This is a genomic window from Corynebacterium nasorum, assembly GCF_032821635.1.
Classification (GTDB): Bacteria; Actinomycetota; Actinomycetes; order Mycobacteriales; family Mycobacteriaceae; genus Corynebacterium; species Corynebacterium kefirresidentii.
Map to the genome: position 1 here is coordinate 1 of NZ_JAVBIE010000015.1, position 17682 is coordinate 17682.

14 protein-coding genes and 1 tRNA gene are annotated in these 17682 nt (G+C 56.0%); 10 read left to right on the top strand and 5 right to left on the bottom strand.

Features of this window, described 5'->3' with window-relative positions; all coding sequences use genetic code 11:
* Positions 1-383 precede the first annotated feature (383 nt).
* Positions 384-457 (bottom strand) — tRNA-Leu (locus tag RAE07_RS10760).
* 149 nt (positions 458-606) lie between these two features.
* On the opposite strand from RAE07_RS10760, the gene polA reads away from it, so the two are divergent.
* The 3 genes from polA (at position 607) to RAE07_RS10775 (ending at position 4630) form a co-directional block, all read left to right on the top strand.
* Positions 607-3255 (top strand): DNA polymerase I, encoded by a 2649-nt coding sequence (polA, locus tag RAE07_RS10765; protein ID WP_200289043.1) that lies wholly within the window; start codon positions 607-609, stop codon positions 3253-3255.
* Positions 3239-4198, top strand: coding sequence for a DNA glycosylase AlkZ-like family protein (locus RAE07_RS10770; protein WP_316328576.1), 960 nt, complete (start codon positions 3239-3241; stop codon positions 4196-4198). The genes polA and RAE07_RS10770 overlap by 17 nt, the downstream gene beginning before the upstream one ends.
* Positions 4199-4273: 75 nt before the next feature.
* Complete coding sequence (locus tag RAE07_RS10775; RefSeq protein WP_200287587.1) at positions 4274-4630, top strand: hypothetical protein; 357 nt, start codon at positions 4274-4276, stop codon at positions 4628-4630.
* Here the strand turns inward: RAE07_RS10775 and RAE07_RS10780 are convergent.
* Both RAE07_RS10780 and RAE07_RS10785 read right to left on the bottom strand, forming a co-directional pair.
* Positions 4594-5064 (bottom strand): RDD family protein, encoded by a 471-nt coding sequence (locus RAE07_RS10780; RefSeq protein ID WP_200287585.1) that lies wholly within the window; start codon positions 5062-5064, stop codon positions 4594-4596. The genes RAE07_RS10775 and RAE07_RS10780 overlap by 37 nt on opposite strands.
* 9 nt (positions 5065-5073) lie before the next feature.
* Positions 5074-5805, bottom strand: coding sequence for a class I SAM-dependent methyltransferase (locus RAE07_RS10785; RefSeq protein WP_023021655.1), 732 nt, complete (start codon positions 5803-5805; stop codon positions 5074-5076).
* A gap of 249 nt (positions 5806-6054) precedes the next feature.
* On the opposite strand from RAE07_RS10785, the gene rpsA reads away from it, so the two are divergent.
* From rpsA to RAE07_RS10820, 7 genes are all read left to right on the top strand, one after another.
* Complete coding sequence (gene rpsA / locus RAE07_RS10790; RefSeq protein WP_023021654.1) at positions 6055-7515, top strand: 30S ribosomal protein S1; 1461 nt, start codon at positions 6055-6057, stop codon at positions 7513-7515.
* A 298-nt stretch (positions 7516-7813) separates the two neighbouring features.
* Positions 7814-9862: a glucose PTS transporter subunit IIA gene (locus RAE07_RS10795; protein ID WP_023021653.1), complete on the top strand. Its 2049-nt coding sequence runs from the start codon at positions 7814-7816 to the stop codon at positions 9860-9862.
* A gap of 81 nt (positions 9863-9943) precedes the next feature.
* Positions 9944-10552: a dephospho-CoA kinase gene (gene coaE / locus RAE07_RS10800; RefSeq protein WP_200287579.1), complete on the top strand. Its 609-nt coding sequence runs from the start codon at positions 9944-9946 to the stop codon at positions 10550-10552.
* Positions 10553-10619: 67 nt separating this feature from the next.
* Positions 10620-10982: a DUF4259 domain-containing protein gene (locus RAE07_RS10805; protein WP_051138343.1), complete on the top strand. Its 363-nt coding sequence runs from the start codon at positions 10620-10622 to the stop codon at positions 10980-10982.
* Between the two features lie 40 nt (positions 10983-11022).
* Positions 11023-13116 (top strand): excinuclease ABC subunit UvrB, encoded by a 2094-nt coding sequence (gene uvrB, locus RAE07_RS10810; RefSeq protein WP_316328578.1) that lies wholly within the window; start codon positions 11023-11025, stop codon positions 13114-13116.
* Positions 13117-13247: 131 nt separating this feature from the next.
* Positions 13248-13700: a universal stress protein gene (locus tag RAE07_RS10815; RefSeq protein ID WP_023021649.1), complete on the top strand. Its 453-nt coding sequence runs from the start codon at positions 13248-13250 to the stop codon at positions 13698-13700.
* Between the two features lie 83 nt (positions 13701-13783).
* Positions 13784-14224 carry a universal stress protein gene (locus tag RAE07_RS10820; RefSeq protein WP_005323273.1) on the top strand — a complete coding sequence of 147 codons (441 nt, stop codon included), beginning with the start codon at positions 13784-13786 and terminating at the stop codon, positions 14222-14224.
* A 67-nt stretch (positions 14225-14291) separates the two neighbouring features.
* Here RAE07_RS10820 and RAE07_RS10825 read toward each other — a convergent pair whose 3' ends face one another.
* Together RAE07_RS10825 and RAE07_RS10830 are read right to left on the bottom strand one after the other, a co-directional pair.
* Positions 14292-15308, bottom strand: coding sequence for an App1 family protein phosphatidate phosphatase (locus tag RAE07_RS10825; protein ID WP_023021648.1), 1017 nt, complete (start codon positions 15306-15308; stop codon positions 14292-14294).
* A gap of 20 nt (positions 15309-15328) precedes the next feature.
* Positions 15329-17554 (bottom strand): HelD family protein, encoded by a 2226-nt coding sequence (locus tag RAE07_RS10830; RefSeq protein WP_316328579.1) that lies wholly within the window; start codon positions 17552-17554, stop codon positions 15329-15331.
* Positions 17555-17682 lie beyond the last annotated feature (128 nt).

Genomic DNA, 17682 nt, shown 5'->3' on the forward strand with positions numbered 1-17682 from the left:
ATGTCGCGTGGGTGCAAAATGAGCTCAACGAAACACCCCGACAAATCCTCGGCGGCGCAACCCCACGTGAAATACTTAACGAACTATTCAAGCGTGGCGCATCCACCGCTTGATTCCGCCAAGAGATTTCTGTTAATGGGGGTGTACTCCATCGCCTCTGCCTGCGGCTTTGGCTATCTCGCGTTGAGGGCGGAGCTGGCGAGCTTGGAAGCCATACGGGTCACACAGGCTAGTATTTGCGGCTTTTTGACGGCCTATCTATGCTTCCAGAGCTTGAAATCCTGGCAAGCTTCTACCCGTTCAACTACACGTCGGTAGGAGGGGCGAACATGAAAAAGACCCCGCATTCCGATTTACCGTACATGCGAGGTCTTTTCTATCTGTGCCCCTGGTGAGACTCGAACTCACACTGGACGGGTTTTGAATCCGTTGCCTCTGCCAATTGGGCTACAGGGGCGCACAGTGCCAAGGCTTGCTGCCTTTGACTGTGAAAATAGTAGCGCAGGGACTAGGGGAATTCCTAATTGGGTAGGGGAAGCGGGGGAATGCCCACGTCATCCAATAAATGTGCACCGGGGTGTTCGTATGTCGGCTCGCTTCTCTAGGATGGGGCAGGTGACTACTAAACAGCCTCGAATTCTGCTCATTGACGGCCACTCTATGGCCTTTCGTGCCTTCTACGCCCTGCCGGTGGATAACTTTTCTACCTCGGGCGGCCAGCACACCAATGCCGTATATGGCTTTTTATCGATGCTTTCCAATATCGTGGCGGAGGAGAAGCCCGATGCCATCGCGGTGGCATTCGATGTAGGGCGAAAGACCTTCCGCACCGAAATGTTCCCGGACTACAAGGCGCAGCGTGAAGCCGCGCCGGAGGAATTTAAGGGCCAAGTTGACATCATCCGCGAGGTGCTCGAGGTGCTGGGGATTACCACCCTCTCCCGCGAGAACTTCGAGGCCGACGACATCCTCGCCACGCTGGCGACCGAGGCGCAGGCTTATGAGACCCTCATCGTCACCGGTGACCGCGATTACCTGCAATTGGTAAACGATTCCACGACGGTGCTTTATCCCATGAAGGGCGTATCCACTCTCCACCGCTTTACGCCCGCCGCGGTGGAAGAGAAGTATGGTCTCACACCTGCGCAGTACCCAGATTTTGCTGCATTGCGCGGTGATCCGTCCGATAATTTGCCGGGCATTCCCAAGGTGGGCGAGAAGACGGCGACTAAGTGGATTGTTAAATACGGGGACTTGGCATCACTGGTTGAGCACGCCGAAGAAATCAAGGGCGTGGTGGGCAATAATTTCCGCGAGCGCATCGATCAGGTGCAGATGAATCGCAAGCTCACCCAAATGATCACGGATATGGACCTAGAGGTTGGCCCTGACGATCTGGCTTTCCAGGAGGCGAAGGTTGCGGACGTTGCCGCTAAGTTCGATGACCTCGAGTTTGGCACCAACCTGCGCGATCGCGTACTGGCCGCCATTCCCAATGACGGCGCTGAGGCAGCGGAGCAGACCGAGGAAATCCAAGAGTTAGAGACAGTCATCGACGATGAGCCATTGTCCCAGTGGCTGCCAGGCCGAGAGCATGTTGCGGTCTATGTCCAAGGCGAGGGAAACCCAGGACAGGGCGATGCTTCTGCCATTGCCTTCGTAGACCAGGAACGCCACGGGCTGCAAGTGGAGTTGGGCGACCTTTCTGCCGCGGACGATAAGGCCCTAGCGCAGTGGCTGGCCTCCGATGCGCCGAAGTATTTCCACGAGGCGAAGGCCGCCTTCCATATGCTTGCCGGTCGGGGTATTGAGCTAGCCGGCATTGCCCACGACACGGCCATTGCCGCCTACCTGCTGCGGCCCGGTCAACGCACTTACGCGCTTGCCGACGTCTACCAACGCCACCTCCAAAAGACCCTCGGCGCCGCCACGGAGCAGCTTTCCCTGTTGGATGATTCCACCTTGGTGGACCAAGCCGCAGCCATTATGGAATTGGCGGAAAGGCTCACTGCAGAGCTCCAAGAGATTGATTCTTTCGAACTTTATACCGACTTGGAGCTGCCCCTGGTGACCATTTTGGCGCGCATGGAAGCTACCGGCATTGCTGTTGACGTAGACATTCTCGAAACACAAAAGGATGCCTTCGTAGAGCAGGTCGCCGAACAAGAGCGTGCCGCCCGCGAGCTTGCCGGTGACGATAAGCTCAACCTCAACTCACCCAAGCAGCTACAAACCGTACTCTTTGAGACTTTTGATCTGCCCAAGACCAAGAAGACAAAGACCGGCTATTCTACCGCGGCTAAGGAGATTGAACAGCTCGCGGTTAAGAATCCCCACCCATTCTTAGACCACCTTTTGGCTCACCGTGAGTACCAAAAGATGAAAACCACCCTCGAAGGTCTAATCAAGACCGTGCAGCCGGACGGTCGCATCCACACCACGTTTAATCAGACAGTGACGTCGACTGGCCGCTTGTCCTCGACGGAGCCAAATCTGCAGAATATCCCGGTGCGCACCGAAGCTGGGCGACAGATTCGCTCCGCGTTTATCGTAGGCGAGGGCTACGAAGAACTCATGACCGCGGACTATTCGCAGATTGAGATGCGTGTGATGGCACACCTCTCGGCAGATCCCGGGCTTATCGAGGCCTATAAGGACGGCGAAGACCTGCATAACTACGTCGGCTCCCGAGTCTTCGACGTCCCCGTCGACCAAGTCACGCCGGAGCTGCGCCGCCGCGTTAAGGCAATGTCTTATGGTTTGGTCTATGGCCTGTCCGCCTTCGGCCTATCGCAGCAATTGGGCATCCCGGCTGGGGAAGCGAAGTCCATCATGGAAAGCTACTTCGAGCGTTTTGGCGGGGTAAAGAAATACCTCGATGAAGTTGTGGTCCAGGCGCGTAAGGATGGGTATACAGCCACCCTCTTCGGCCGCCGCCGCTACTTGCCCGAGCTCAACTCCGATAACCGCCTAGCGCGCGAGAACGCAGAGCGAGCCGCATTAAATGCACCGATTCAAGGTACCGCGGCAGACATTATCAAGGTGGCAATGATTCGCGTTGACCGCGCATTGCAGGGCATGAAGTCCCGCGTGCTGCTACAGGTCCACGATGAATTGGTAGTTGAGGTCGCTCCTGGCGAGGCTGACCAGGTACGTGAAATTCTCGAGCGGGAGATGGACTCTGCTATCGAGCTCAACGTGCCGCTGGAGGTCTCCGCTGGTTCAGGCAAGGATTGGGATGCCGCAGCCCACTAGCGCAGCTTCTTTCTCTCGCCGAGAAAAGGCGCGCCTTAGGCTTGCCTCGCAAGGCTTAACCGTTCAGCGGTGGGAGAGTGCGGAGGAAGTGATCCGGGCTTTCGGCGTTATGCAAGGCCAAGACCTGCACTCCGTGCGCCGATCGCTGGCCTTGCGGGCGCAAGACCACTCAGATGCCGGAAATATTGTGCGTGGGTATCCCATGCGTCATACGCTTTTTGCGGCTTCTGTCAAGGACATAGGCTGGATAACTGAACTCTGTGCTAAACGGCGCAAGGGCGACGCAGAGTTAGTGGCAAAGGTAAACAAGCTCATTGATCGTCCGCTTTCGCGTGCCGAGCTGAAAGAACGTGCTGCCACAGCGTTGCCGGGTGTGCCTTTCTGGCACGTTGTGCGTGTAGCAATGGAAGGCGGTCACGCCGTTTACTCCGGAGCTGATCAGCTGATTACACCGGTCGATTTGCCGGGGTTAGAGGAGATTTACAACGGCGACAAAGTCGCCGCTACCACAGAGTTGATGACTCGGTATTTTCGCACTCATGGCCAAGTCACGTTGGGGGACTTTGCTTGGTGGACAAAGCTACCGCAAAAACTAATTAGACCAGCGGCTGAAAACCTCCTGCCGGACATTGTGCGGTGTGGAGAAGAATCCCCGGACTTTGTCTCGATAGAGGTAATTGATATGGCCGAAGCACGAAAGAAGCGCTCGGTGCTCTTATTGGGAGCCTTCGACGAGTACATCCTGGGATACCGAGATCGGTCATTTGCGATGACTTCAGAAGTTCACGAGATACTTGCCCCTGGAAACCGCGGTGTATTTCGCCGCGCCATTGTGGTGGACGGCCAGGTTCGCGGGACGTGGAATAAACAAGCTATCGAGAATCTGGGTATCCCCGGCTACGCCGAGCCCAAAGTTCAGAAGTTGTGGCGAACTGCGCAATAAGTTTTTAGGTAGCCTTCTCTGTGCGGAAAAAATTATGCGTGCACATGGAGAAACTAGGAAGGGAAATACTGCGCAGTGACTCTGGAAGAGAAAATAAATAAATGGAATCTCCGCTTTTTTGAAAGTTTGTGGGCCATGCAAGTGAATTTCCTTGCAGCCGATATCAATGACCTCGGGCTAGACCAATTCCTTGAAGAGCATAGGGCCTATGGAATCGGGTATGGACTCTTCGCAGTAGCGTATTTTGTGGCAGCCATGAGCATCGCCCGTGTGGCGCCAAACCCTAAGGTCAGGAGATTAACGGCCGCTGGGGTGATGGTCGTTTCCACGGCGCTTGCGTTCCTCTTTCCATCCGAGTGGATGTTTGCTGCGTTGGTTATTTTCGCCCTTGTTTATTACCTCTGGCCACGAAAAGAAGGCGTGTCTATCTGAGGTCGGCGCTCCACCAGGCAATTGGCCAGCATATCGAAGGGAGTTTGGCCAAAAGCGAGCATGCTGATGCTTAAAATTGCCAGTAGCAGGGGCATAACACCCGACCAACCTGAAAGCGTCAGCATTGTTAGCAATAGCCAGGAGTTTCGCAGGCAAGCGGTGAAAAATCCTGGGTGGGTGGCAATGATTTCTAGCTGGAGGGACCACTTACCTAGCGAAGTGGATTTCGCGGCTTCCACCCATACCCGATAGACGTAAAAGACCACGGCGGCGGCAATGGCATTATAGAGTTCTAAGGTCTCTCCAGTAAGCGGATGGTCGGCTGCCGCATTTACTACCCACCGCACCACCATGACGATGGCAGCGGCTAGGAAACTGTCAATCCACCAGGCAATGCCACGTCGTATCAATAAGCCAATCCGGTCCAAAACCATGCCCATAGGTTAGCGGGAATTGCTGCAGACGAAAATAATCGTGCCGGGAAAGATTTCGCCGCGCTCCGGAGACCATTGGCCCCAGGTGATCCTAAGGTCTTGCGGCCACTCGGGTTCAATTATGTCCTCGATAAGGAACGGGCCTTTACTCTGCAGGGCCTGGAACCAATCGGCGATGGTGCGATGAAACTCCGCATACGTGAGGTTGCCATCGCGGTCTTGTTCCAGATAGGCGCGGTCGAAGTAGCTAATATCAGCCGTTAAATCGGTAGGATCATCGGGGAAGATCCAGCGCATGGGATGGGTGACTGAGAGGACAAAACGACCGCCTGGTTTAAGAACCCGGGAGACCTCCTGTAGCGCTAAGTCGAGATTAGCGAGGAAGGGAAAAGCGCCGAACGCAGAGAAAGCAGCGTCGAAGGACTCTGTAGCATAGGGTAGCGACAGCGCATCGGCTTGCGTCAAGGGAAGTGCACCAGCAGCGTGGTTGAGCATGCCGCGAGAGATATCGAAGCCAGTGGCAAAGCGGGCACGCGTTTGGAGCCACTCGGTGCACGGTGCGGACCCGCAGCCAATTTCGAGGACGGAAGAATCCGAGACGTCGCCAAGCAGGTGCACTTGGTCCTCATGGAGCATCTCTGGGCACCAATAGAAGGAAGAAAGATAGTCGGGGTGCTCGGCATGGTAGCTAGCGGCGTCGCCATCCCAGTAGACCTGATTTGCTTGTGATGGGGAAATCACGGTGGGGGAAGAACTCCTTGGAGAAAAAGTTGCGTCTTGTATTTGCCCTTTAAGCTGGACAGATGTAGGGTTGAACGGGCGTGTCTATGCCACGGGTTGTTCTAAGCCGTTGTAGGAAGGCTTTAAGCAATCACGAGGCGGGATCGAATACTTTTCTTTTGCTGCTTTGGGCAGCTTAGCAAGCTTTTTTCGAGAGACGCGCAGTTGTCCAATTTCGATTTCCTACATTTATTCGGAGCATTTCTTAATATGCCATCTTCTAACACCCCGCAGGTTGCGATCAACGATATCGGAACCGCAGAGGACTTCCTCGCAGCTGTAGATGCCACCATCAAGTACTTCAACGATGGTGACATTGTCGAGGGCACCGTCGTCAAGGTTGACCACGACGAGGTACTGCTGGACATTGGATACAAGACCGAAGGCGTTATCCCTTCTCGCGAGCTGTCCATCAAGCACGACGTCAACCCAGATGAGGTTGTCGAGGTCGGCGATGAGGTTGACGCACTTGTTCTCACCAAGGAGGACAAGGAAGGTCGCTTGATCCTGTCCAAGAAGCGTGCGCAGTACGAGCGCGCTTGGGGCGCCATCGAGGAGCTGCAGGCCAAGGAAGAGCCTGTCACCGGTACCGTTATCGAGGTTGTCAAGGGCGGCCTCATTCTGGACATCGGCCTGCGTGGCTTCCTGCCTGCATCTCTGGTTGAGATGCGTCGCGTCCGCGACCTGGAGCCGTACATCGGCCAGGAGCTGGAAGCAAAGATCATCGAGCTGGACAAGCAGCGCAACAACGTTGTCCTGTCCCGCCGTGCATACCTGGAGCAGACCCAGTCCGAGGTTCGTTCCGAGTTCCTGCACCAGCTGCAGAAGGGTCAGGTCCGCAAGGGCGTTGTTTCTTCCATCGTCAACTTCGGTGCCTTCGTCGATCTCGGCGGAGTCGACGGCCTGGTTCACGTTTCCGAGCTGTCCTGGAAGCACATCGATCACCCATCTGAGGTTGTCACCGTTGGTGACGAGGTAACCGTTGAGGTTCTCGACGTTGATCTGGATCGTGAGCGCGTTTCCCTGTCCCTGAAGGCTACCCAGGAAGATCCGTGGCGCGTATTCGCCCGCACCCACGCTGTGGGCCAGATCGTTCCGGGCAAGGTCACCAAGCTCGTTCCATTCGGCGCCTTTGTTCGCGTCGAGGAGGGCATCGAGGGTCTGGTTCACATTTCCGAGCTGGCTCAGCGCCACGTTGAGGTTCCGGACCAGGTTGTCACCGTTGGCCAGGAAGTCATGGTCAAGGTCATCGACATCGACCTCGAGCGTCGTCGTATCTCCCTGTCTGTTAAGCAGGCAGACGAGGACTACACCGAAGAGTTCGATCCGTCCAAGTACGGCATGGCTGACTCCTATGATGAGCAGGGCAACTATGTCTTCCCTGAGGGCTTCGACCCTGAGACCAACGAGTGGAAGGAAGGCTTCGACGAGCAGCGTCAGGCTTGGGAGGCACGTTACGCAGAGTCCGAGCGTCGCTTCAACCTGCACACTGCTCAGATCGAGCGCAACCGCGCCGCAGCCGCTGAGGCTGCTGAGTCTGCAGAGTCCTCCAACTACTCCTCTGATTCCTCTGATGCAGCTCCGGCATCCGAGACTCAGGCAGAGGTTGGCGGCTCCCTGGCTTCCGACGAGCAGCTCGCCGCACTGCGCGACAAGCTCGCTGGCAACTAAAGCTTCCGCTTAGTTCCCTGCTGAGTTTAGAGCTAAGCTTCAAGGCCGCGTTCACTTCGTCATATAGACGGGGTGGGCGCGGCTTTTGTGATCTTTGAGACAGGCCCTGCAAACGTTTGCTGAGCCATTTGAGGTTTTTAAGTGGCTGACCAGCGCAGTTAAGAAGGGGGAGGCAAAAATCTCCTGGCAAGCCCACAAAACGGGCTTTTGTTCATGTGGGAATCCTCTTATACTCAACTATGACGTTATAGCCAGTGCTGCACTGGTTATAAGTGGTATTTGAACTGAGGAGTAAGAAGTGGCATCTACCAAGGACACTTCCGCCCACATCGTTGAAAGTATCGGCGGCGCTGACAATATTACGTCGCTGACGCACTGTGCGACGCGCTTGCGTTTCCAACTTGCTGATGCGGGGAAAGTTGATAAAGGAAAGCTCGACAGCGACCCAGCGGTGCTAGGCACCGTGCCACAAGGCGCCCACGGCTACCAAGTAGTCATGGGTGGCGGCGTTGCTGACTACTACAACGAAATCATCAAGCAGCCCGGTGTACACGCTTCCGGTGAGAAAACGGCGTCCTCCAAGAAGGAGTACGACGGCGTTCGTGGCAAGTACGACTGGGTAGATTACTGCTTCGAGTTTCTTTCTGATACCTTCCGCCCAGTTCTCTGGGCACTGTTGGGCGCCTCGCTCATCATCATGCTGCTGATCTTGGCGGACACCTTTGGTATTCAGGACTTCCGTGCGCCGCTGGATGAGCAGCCGGAAGGCTTCCGTTTGGCTCACGCCATGTTCCAGTCGGTCTTTTACTTCCTCCCGGTAATGGTGGGTGCGACCGCGGCTCAGAAGCTGGGTGCGAACATGTGGGTCTCCGCCGCTATCCCAGCGGCACTTCTTACCCCGGAGTTTTTGTCCCTGGGCGAAGCAGGAGATACCGCTAATGTCTTTGGCCTGCCGTTGGTTATTAACTCCTATGGCTCCCAGGTATTTCCCCCGATTCTGGCTGCAATCGGCCTGTACTGGGTGGAAAAGGGACTGAAGAAGATTATCCCAAGTGCGGTACAAATGGTTTTCGTACCATTTTTCTCCCTGCTAATTATGATTCCGGCAACGGCCTTCCTCCTTGGCCCGTTCGGCATTGGCGTGGGCAACGGCATTTCCTGGGTCCTTTATCAAATCAATGATTTCTCTCCATTCATCTTGGCTATAGTTGTTCCGCTGCTTTACCCGTTCCTCGTTCCCATGGGCTTGCACTGGCCGCTGAACGTCATCATGATCCAGAACATCGCCACCTACGGCTACGACTTCATTCAAGGACCGATGGGCGCATGGAACTTCGCCTGCTTCGGCGTCGTCGGCGCGGTCATGGTCATCTCCTTCAAGGAGAAGAACAATGCTATGCGCCAGGTTTCCATCGGTGCGTTTGCAGCGGGCATCCTAGGTGGCGTGTCGGAACCTTCCCTGTACGGCATCTTGTTGCGCTTCCGCCGCAGCTACTATCGGTTGCTGCCAGGTTGTGCCTTGGGTGGCGCAATCATCGGTCTTTTCGACGTCCGTGCAGAAGCCTTCGTCTTTACCTCGGCGTTGACCACCAGTGCCATGACCCCGCATTTGGGCTATGTCCTTGGTATTACGACTGCATTCCTTACTTCTTTCTTGCTCACCTTGTTCTTCGGCTACCGCACGGCAGAAGAAAAGCAAGCTGACTTGGAGCGCATTGCGCGCGAACAAGGCGAGACTGTTGACGATGCAGCTGCTCGCGCAGAGATGAAGTTCCTTAAGGGCAATGGTACAGACTCCGCGATCGAGGGCGGCGCCGTTCCCGCCAGCTCCGCAGGCGCTGCTGCTGCCGGCGTGGCCACTAAGCAGGCTGGGAAAGATGCTATTGCGCTGGAATCTCCCCTCGAGGGCGAGGCGGTCGCTCTATCGGAAGTTCCGGATCCCATTTTCGCCGCGGCAAAGCTGGGCCCGGGTATGGCGGTCCAGCCGGCGGGCAATGCGGTCTTTGCGCCTGCCGACGGCAAGGTGCTCACCGTTCAAAAGTCTGGCCATGCGGTAGGACTGAGCTTGGACAACGGCGTACAGCTACTCATTCACGTAGGTCTCGACACCGTGGAGCTGGGAGGCGAAGGTTTTGAAGTCCATGTGGAAAAGAAGCAACGCGTTTCCGCAGGCGATAAATTGATTTCCTTTGACCCGGAATTTATCCGCTCCAAAGGCTATAACCTGATTACCCCTGTGGTAGTTACTAACGCCACCAAGTTTGGAACTGTCACCGGCGAGCCTGGCCAGGTTTCCTCGAGCGATGTGTTGCTGCACATTTCTCCAAAGGCGGAGGACGCAGAGTAAAAGAGACGCTTTCTCCTGAATTGCAATGAAGAGCCCCACCATCGCGTATGGTGGGGCTCCTTTTCGCGTAGGGTGGCGACCATGAAACTCATTGGCCTTACAGGTGGCATTGGCAGCGGTAAGTCAACAGTTGCATCCTTGTGCCGTGAACGCGGGTGGCGAGTGGTCGACGCCGATGGCATTGCACGCGACGTTGTGAAGCCTGGCAAGCCTGCTTTATCCGAGTTGGCCGCAGCTTTCGGAGAGGAAATCCTGCTGTCGGATGGCAGCCTTAACCGCAAGGAATTGGCACGCCGGGCCTTTGCGGACAAAGAGCACACTGAGTTGCTGAACTCTATTACCCATCCACGCATCCAAGAGGAGACACAGCGGCAATTTGCGACGGCGCGTGGAGATGGCTGTGACTTCGCCGTTTATGATATGCCGCTGTTGGTGGATAATGGCCTGGACAAAGACATGGACTACGTCATTGTGGTCGATGTGGATCCTGAAGAGCGCGTTCGTCGGCTGGTGGCTTTTCGAGGGATAGAAGAGGAAGATGCGCGCCGTCGCATTGCGGCACAGGTACCGGATGAGGTGCGGCTTGCCGCGGCCACGCACGTCATTGATAATAACGGCACGCTTGACCAGCTACGTGTGCGAACGACTGAGGTCCTGGACCGCATTGAAGCGGAGTCACCGAAGGTTTAACCATTGGGTAGCTAAAGTTTACGCCATTTCGAAGTCTTGTTAACCTGGGCAGCTTAAGCTACCCGCCGTGGGAACGTGGGATACTGGGCCTTTTGATAATCACGCGGCGCGAGAACTACTCGCGAGCTTGCGGGATGGTTCCTTCGATCTCAAAAGCTTTCAGCAATCATGTTCCACAGAGCCTATCGACTCGGATGACGCAGAAACTATGATTGCACTCGGCGCCTTGTTGAAATTAAAGGCTGATGCACTGCCGGAAGGCATCGAGCGCGAGGATCTCGCGCCCCTGTACACGCCGCAGTCAAAGGCTTGGCTGCGCCGCCGCATCAATAGTGCGATGCGGCCCGAGACGTCTTCCGTTTATGCGCTGTGGGAGACCACTGGCGAGTTGGAAGAATGGCTTCGCACCGCGCAGAACTCCTTGCCCTGAACGTAGCTAGGCGCGCCACCTAAACAGTAGAGTAGTGGGTATGGCTTTTGCTGCTGAACATCCCCTTGTTCCAAATTCCGAGCACCGCGTTGTCAGCGAGGTCGAGCGCACCCCGGGCGAGTTTCAGGTCGTTTCTGAATATGAACCGGCTGGTGACCAGCCCTCCGCCATCGCAGAGCTCAATGACAGACTCAACCGTGATGAGCGCGATGTTGTGCTGATGGGTGCTACCGGTACCGGTAAATCTGCCACCGCCGCGTGGCTCATCGAAAAGCAGCAGCGGCCCACGTTGGTGATGGCGCCCAATAAAACCCTGGCTGCGCAGCTAGCGAACGAGCTGCGCCAGCTCTTGCCGCATAACGCAGTAGAGTACTTCGTTTCTTATTACGACTACTACCAGCCAGAAGCATATATTGCGCAGACCGATACCTATATTGAAAAGGATTCCTCCATCAATGAGGACGTAGAGCGCCTGCGCCACTCGGCTACGTCGGCACTATTGTCTCGCAGGGACGTGGTCGTAGTCTCTTCCGTGTCCTGCATTTATGGCTTGGGCACTCCACAGTCTTACCTGGATCGCTCGGTAATCATTTCTGTTGATGAGGAGCTGGACCGCGATCGGTTCCTGCGACTGCTGGTGGATATCCAATATGAACGCAATGACGTGGGGTTTACCCGCGGCACCTTCCGCGCCAAGGGCGATACGGTAGATATCATTCCGGCCTACGAGGAACGTGCGGTGCGCATTGAATTCTTCGGCGACGATATCGATTCCCTGTATTACATTCACCCCGTGACTGGCGATGTCATAGAGGAAGTAGATGAGGTTCGCATCTTCCCGGCCACGCACTACGTGGCCGGGCCCGAACGCATGGAAAAGGCCGTGGCAGCGATTAAAGAGGAATTGGCTGAGCGCTTGGAGGATCTAGAAAACCGCGGCAAGCTGCTTGAAGCGCAACGTCTGCGCATGCGCACCGAATACGATCTGGAGATGATCGAGCAGGTAGGTTTCTGCTCCGGTATCGAGAACTACTCCCGTCACGTCGATGGTCGTCCGGCTGGCTCAGCGCCGGCTACGCTACTCGATTACTTCCCAGAGGATTTTCTCACCATCATCGATGAGTCACACGTTACAGTTCCACAGATTGGCGGCATGTTCGAGGGCGATATGTCGCGCAAGCGCAACTTGGTCGAATTCGGTTTCCGTTTGCCGTCCGCAGTGGATAACCGCCCGTTGACCTTTGATGAGTTTGAACAGCGGGTCGGACAAACCGTATACATGTCCGCCACCCCAGGCGATTTCGAGCTTACGTCCTCGGATGGCGAATACGTAGAGCAGGTAATTCGCCCGACTGGTCTGGTGGATCCGAAGGTTACTGTCAAGCCCACCAAAGGGCAGATTGATGACCTCATTGATGAGGTGCGCACTCGCATATCGAAGCAAGAGCGTGTGTTGGTGACCACGCTGACTAAGCGTATGGCAGAGGACCTTACTGACTATCTGTTGGAGCAGGGGATAAAGGTGCGCTACCTGCACTCGGATATCGATACCTTGCAGCGCGTCGAATTATTGCGGCAATTGCGCTTGGGAGAATTCGATGTTCTCGTGGGCATTAACCTTCTGCGCGAGGGCCTTGACCTTCCTGAGGTCTCGCTCGTTGCCATTTTGGATGCGGACAAAGAAGGCTTCCTGCGCTCTACAACTTCGCTCATTCAGACCATTGGTCGTGCTGCCCGTAACGTGTCTGGCGAGGTCATCATGTATGCCGATAAAATCACCGACTCTATGCAAGAGGCAATTGAGGAGACGGAACGGCGCCGTGAGAAGCAGATTGCCTATAACCGGGAACATGGCATTGATCCGCAGCCGTTGCGTAAAAAGATCGCGGATATCCTTGACCAGGTCTATGAAGACGGCGGAGACGAGGAGGCTAATTCCGATCCTTCCGCCATGGTGGAAAAGCGGGATATTTCTAGTATGGCTACCGATGAGGTGCAGGCGCTTATCGACGACCTCTCGGCCCAAATGGGTGCAGCCGCGCGTGAGCTCAAATTCGAGCTGGCCGGCCGCCTACGCGATGAGATTGCCGATTTGAAGAAGGAGTTGCGCGGCTTGAAAGAAGCGGGGATTTAGTTTTCTCCCCCTAAAAGTGTGCTGATTGATTCTGCGGGTGCTTCTCTAAACGGCTGCGCTAGTTATACTGAATAGGTGCCAGAAGCGCCGTTTAGTTGTCACTGTGAAATGGTTCAACTGCAAGGAGAATGATGCTTACCTATAAAAACATTGCCGTCGGCACCGATGGCTCTGAAACCTCCCTGCGCGCGGTTCGCGCAGCGGCGTCCATGGCACGGGCGTACGACGCCAAGCTGATTATTATCTCAGCCTTTTATAACCACGCTGGATCCATGCTTGGCGCTCCGAGGGGCGACGAAGCCGGTCTGCCCGTTGTAAGTGAGGACATGGCTGGGACCTATTTGACCAATGCCACCCGTATCGCCGAATCGGAAGGTGCGGAGCACATTGAAATCGTAGGAAAATCTGGAGACCCAGTAAAAGCCTTGTTAGAAGTAGGCCAGGACTATGATGTGGACCTGTTCGTTGTGGGCAACCGCGGCGTGAATTCCGTCCGTGGTCGAGTCTTCGGTTCTGTGCCAACGGAACTAACCCACAAGTCAACGGTAGACGTCGTCGTAGTTAATACCACCGAGGAACGTTAATCGTTTCTCGTTGTTACACTGGCAGTAATGCCCCTGTAGGCTAAATAAACACACCGGGTACATTCCCACAAAGAAAGGTCATCATGAGCGACTACAACTCGATCGTTGTCGGTACTGACGGTTCTAAGTCTTCCCTCCTCGCTGTAGAGCGAGCAGCAAAGATTGCCGCCGCATTCGATTCCAATCTGATCATCGGTTGTGCTTACTACGAGAACCAGGAGCAGGCTTCCAAGACCCTGCGCCAGGATTCCGTTACCATTTTGGGCGATGAGAAGGCCGAGGCTAACCTGAAGGACGCCAAGGCTCACGCCGAGAAGTTCGGTGCTTCTAAGGTCGAAACCGCTGTTCGCCCTGGTACTCCGGTGCAGGCCCTGATGTCCATCGTCAATGACAACGATGCTGACCTGCTCATCGTGGGTAACCGCGGCATCAACTCCCTGACCGGCCGCCTGCTGGGCTCCGTACCTGCAGACGTTGCTCGCCAGTCGGACTGCGACGTGATGATCGTTCACACTGTCAGCTAAATGTGGTGATTGAACCCGCCTTGGTCTTGTTAAAGAGGCCAAGGCGGGTTTCGTCGTTAAGCGCTGCTTACTCCGTGGGGTGCGCGGCGTTGAAGGCTGCGGCAAGGGCACTGCCGTTTGCGCCCTGAATCAGTGGGATTGTGAAATGGCCCTCTTCATTGGCATCTGCCAGGGGGCTCAGGGAGCCATGCGAGAGCAGCTGCTCCTGCGGGCTTAGATTGCGGATGATCACGGAGTGAATCCGGTCCGGGTGCTCGTTAGCCACATCGCCGTAAGTCAATGGATCGTGCTGTCCGTCATCGCCGATCAGGATCCATTGCATGTCCGGGTAAGCAATGAGTAGATTGCGTAGCTGAACCCGCTTATGTTCTTGTCCGCTGCGGAAAAGGCCCGTCTCAGTTGGGCCCCAGTCCGTGAGCAGCATGGGGCCTGCGGGGAAATTATGATGGGACAGGAATTTTTTCAGCGAGCCAAAAGTATTCCATGCTCCCGTAGAAAGATAGAACACTGGGGCCTTTGGGAATCGCTGTTGCAGCTGAGCATAGAACTCGGCCATTCCAGCAACGGCCTGTCGCTTGCTGGGGCGCTTAGCCCAAGAGTTCCACGCCGCTGTCAACGCACGTGGCAGCCACGTAACTAAAACCGTGTCATCAATATCGCTGATGATGCCAATCTTGGCGCTCGGATCCACGATGAGCACTTGGACTTCCACGGCTTGCGCGTTGGCGGCCTCGATCGTTGCCGTATGCCAACCAGGTTCTAACCCATGTTCGTGAACGAGGATGTCAACGTACCCGTTGCTATTGGTTGTGCCCGCGACGGTCTTTTCACCAATAGTCACTGAAATGTCGTGGTTTCCCACCTGAATAGTAAGAAACTGCTGGTAGCCGCGTTCACCCCAGGAATCCTTTTTGCCTTCATCAGGATCGTGCATGAGTACGCGGCCAACAACCCTTACTTGCTCGGTGGTGCCATACCCGGTATAGCCCACAATCTGGGGCTTCCATCCCCGCCGTAGAGAACGCTTCAAAGTAAAGGTGTTCAGCGAGCTTTCAGTTTTGCGCGCAATGTCAGATAAGGCCATGGCCTAAAGCTTACGGGAGCCTAAAGAACTTCGCCGCAGTCACCGACGAGGGTAAGCGACTGGGTAGCACGAGTGATGCAGACATAGAGATTCTGCAAACCCTGCGGGGAGGCATCGACGAACCTCTTCGGATCGAGTACCACCACATGGTCAAACTCTAAGCCTTTGAAACGTTCTGCCGTGGCGGCGTCAATAACTGCTGTGAGCCTGCCGTCTGCCTCCCTGTGTACACCAGGGGTGTAGCTGCCCTGTGCAAGTCGGCGCACCTGCACGCCATCACGGATGGCTGTAGCCGGGATGGCATCAGGGTTAATCATCTCTAATAGTCCATTAGCCAGCTCAGTGATGGGCTGCGGGGTGCGATAGTTGACGGTGAGAAAATGGTGGCGGAAGCGCTGCGCCACGAACGGCTCCAGAGCCTCGCCCCAATCATCAACACCCGCCGGTGAGCCGGTCTGGGAAGTATCGCCCACCAAGGTCATCCACCGTGAAGGGCAACGACGAAAGAGCATCCGCCACTCCATGGGAGTTAATTCCTGGGCTTCGTCCACGATGATATGACCATACGCCCACGTATGGTCTTCGCGGGCGCGTTGGGCAGTGGTGCGCTTATCGCGTACCTCCTGACGGTGTGCCAAGGTCTCGGCGTCGATGACATCATGGGCAGAAAGAATTTCCGCTTCAAACATGTCATCGTCATTATCTGTGGACTCGGAAGAAGACAAGATATCTAGGGCGTCTTCTGCGTCTGCCACTTGTTCGCGCCACGCAGCATCATCGGCTGCCTTCTTTTCCTCAGGGTTGGGCAGGCCGATGAGGACGGCTAGCTCATCTAGGAGGGCGGCATCCGAATCTGTCCATGCTCGACCTTGTTCTCGGTAGAGCGCCTCTTGAGTTTCGTCGTCGTACCCGCGGGCAGCAGAGGCAATGCGCTCAGGTGAGGAGAATAGGCCAGCAAGCACGTTGGTGGGGTGGAGCTCGGGCCAGAACTCATCGATCAGTGCAGTAACGGCCGTATCTTCTGCAAGGTCATCGTGGAATTGATCGATATCGGCGCGCGAAAGGAGGTTCTTCCCGCCGAGCGGATCGGCCCCGACTTTTTCAGCCATCTGCAATGCAAGGTCTTCTACGAGGTGCTCAATAAAGGCACCGCGAGCCTCATTGTGTGGCTTTCGCGAGCGCCGGGCCCGGGTGCGGGCTCTTTTCACCATGTTGGGCGTAACGCTTAAGCTGAGTCCGTCAATTGCCAGCTCGCGTGGGTCGGCAGGAAGAAGCTGATAGTCCTTGACCGCGGTGGAGAGAATCTCCACCATGGCGGCACTACCTTTGATTTCGCGAGCGACGAGGTCTTCCTCGTGCTCTGGTTCGATTCCGGGGAAGAGCCCGCCGATGGTTGATAGCACCACGCCAGTCTCGCCCAGTTCTGGCAGCACGCGTGAAATATAGTCCAAAAAGCTGCTATTAGGGCCCACGATGAGGACGCCCGTGGCAGAAAGTAGTTCGCGGTGGGTATAGAGCAGGTAAGCCACACGGTGCAGAGCAACAGCGGTCTTACCCGTACCTGGGCCGCCTTCTACTACCATGACGCCGCGGGTGTTATCGCGGATAATCTCGTCTTGCTCTCGCTGGATGGTCTCCACGATTGACGCCATGTGGCCGGTACGTGCCCGTTGCATGGCGTGATAGAGCGCCGATTCGCTCGCGACGCCTGCTTCTTCTTCTCGCACACCGGGGCCGGAAAGTACCTCATCGTGTATTCCGGTGACGGTGCGTCCCTTGGTGCGAATTTGGCGACGGGTGTGGACGCCTTCCGGCTGGGCCGTGGTAGCGAGATAGAAAGGCCGCGCCATGGGGGCACGCCAGTCTAAAAGCAGTGTGCGATAGTCATCTTCGCGTGCATCTAGTCCCATGCGGCCGATGTAGCGGCGGTCTAGGCCTTCGGGGGTGGGATTATCGCCGGGGGCGTCGATATCAATGCGGCCAAAGACCAGGCCCATTTGGGCCACATTGAGACGATCAAGTTTCGCCTGCAGCCCGTGGTATTCGGTTTCTCGGCGCACCAAGGCGTCCGCGTCCGGCGTGGAAGGATCTACATCCGCCTGCACCTCATTAAGCCTTCTATTGGCTGCCGCCACCTCATCGTCGAGGCGCGAAAAAAGTCCGTCCACATAATCTTGCTCAGTAGCGATGGCTGTGCGCTCCGAGGAACCTGCAGCCGCCGCGTGCCTATTGGATGCTGAGTTCACGTGACTCCTTGGTAATTGGACGTTAATAGTGATGGGCCGGGCACGCTGTCCGGCAAGGGGAGAGATGAGTTTAGACCCTGCCGTGACAAAGAACAACGGCCCAGCATAAGGCTGGGCCGTGTATCACC

What these genes read in the sequence shown, in the direction of transcription:
- RAE07_RS10820 (WP_005323273.1), top strand. Translation starts at nt 13,784, where the DNA reads ATGAGCGACTACAACTCGATCGTTGTCGGTACTGACGGTTCTAAGTCT.
- RAE07_RS10825 (WP_023021648.1), bottom strand. Translation starts at nt 15,308, where the DNA reads ATGGCCTTATCTGACATTGCGCGCAAAACTGAAAGCTCGCTGAACACC.
- RAE07_RS10780 (WP_200287585.1), bottom strand. Translation starts at nt 5,064, where the DNA reads ATGGTTTTGGACCGGATTGGCTTATTGATACGACGTGGCATTGCCTGG.
- coaE (WP_200287579.1), top strand. Translation starts at nt 9,944, where the DNA reads ATGAAACTCATTGGCCTTACAGGTGGCATTGGCAGCGGTAAGTCAACA.
- rpsA (WP_023021654.1), top strand. Translation starts at nt 6,055, where the DNA reads ATGCCATCTTCTAACACCCCGCAGGTTGCGATCAACGATATCGGAACC.
- polA (WP_200289043.1), top strand. Translation starts at nt 607, where the DNA reads ATGGGGCAGGTGACTACTAAACAGCCTCGAATTCTGCTCATTGACGGC.
- RAE07_RS10815 (WP_023021649.1), top strand. Translation starts at nt 13,248, where the DNA reads ATGCTTACCTATAAAAACATTGCCGTCGGCACCGATGGCTCTGAAACC.
- uvrB (WP_316328578.1), top strand. Translation starts at nt 11,023, where the DNA reads ATGGCTTTTGCTGCTGAACATCCCCTTGTTCCAAATTCCGAGCACCGC.
- RAE07_RS10770 (WP_316328576.1), top strand. Translation starts at nt 3,239, where the DNA reads ATGCCGCAGCCCACTAGCGCAGCTTCTTTCTCTCGCCGAGAAAAGGCG.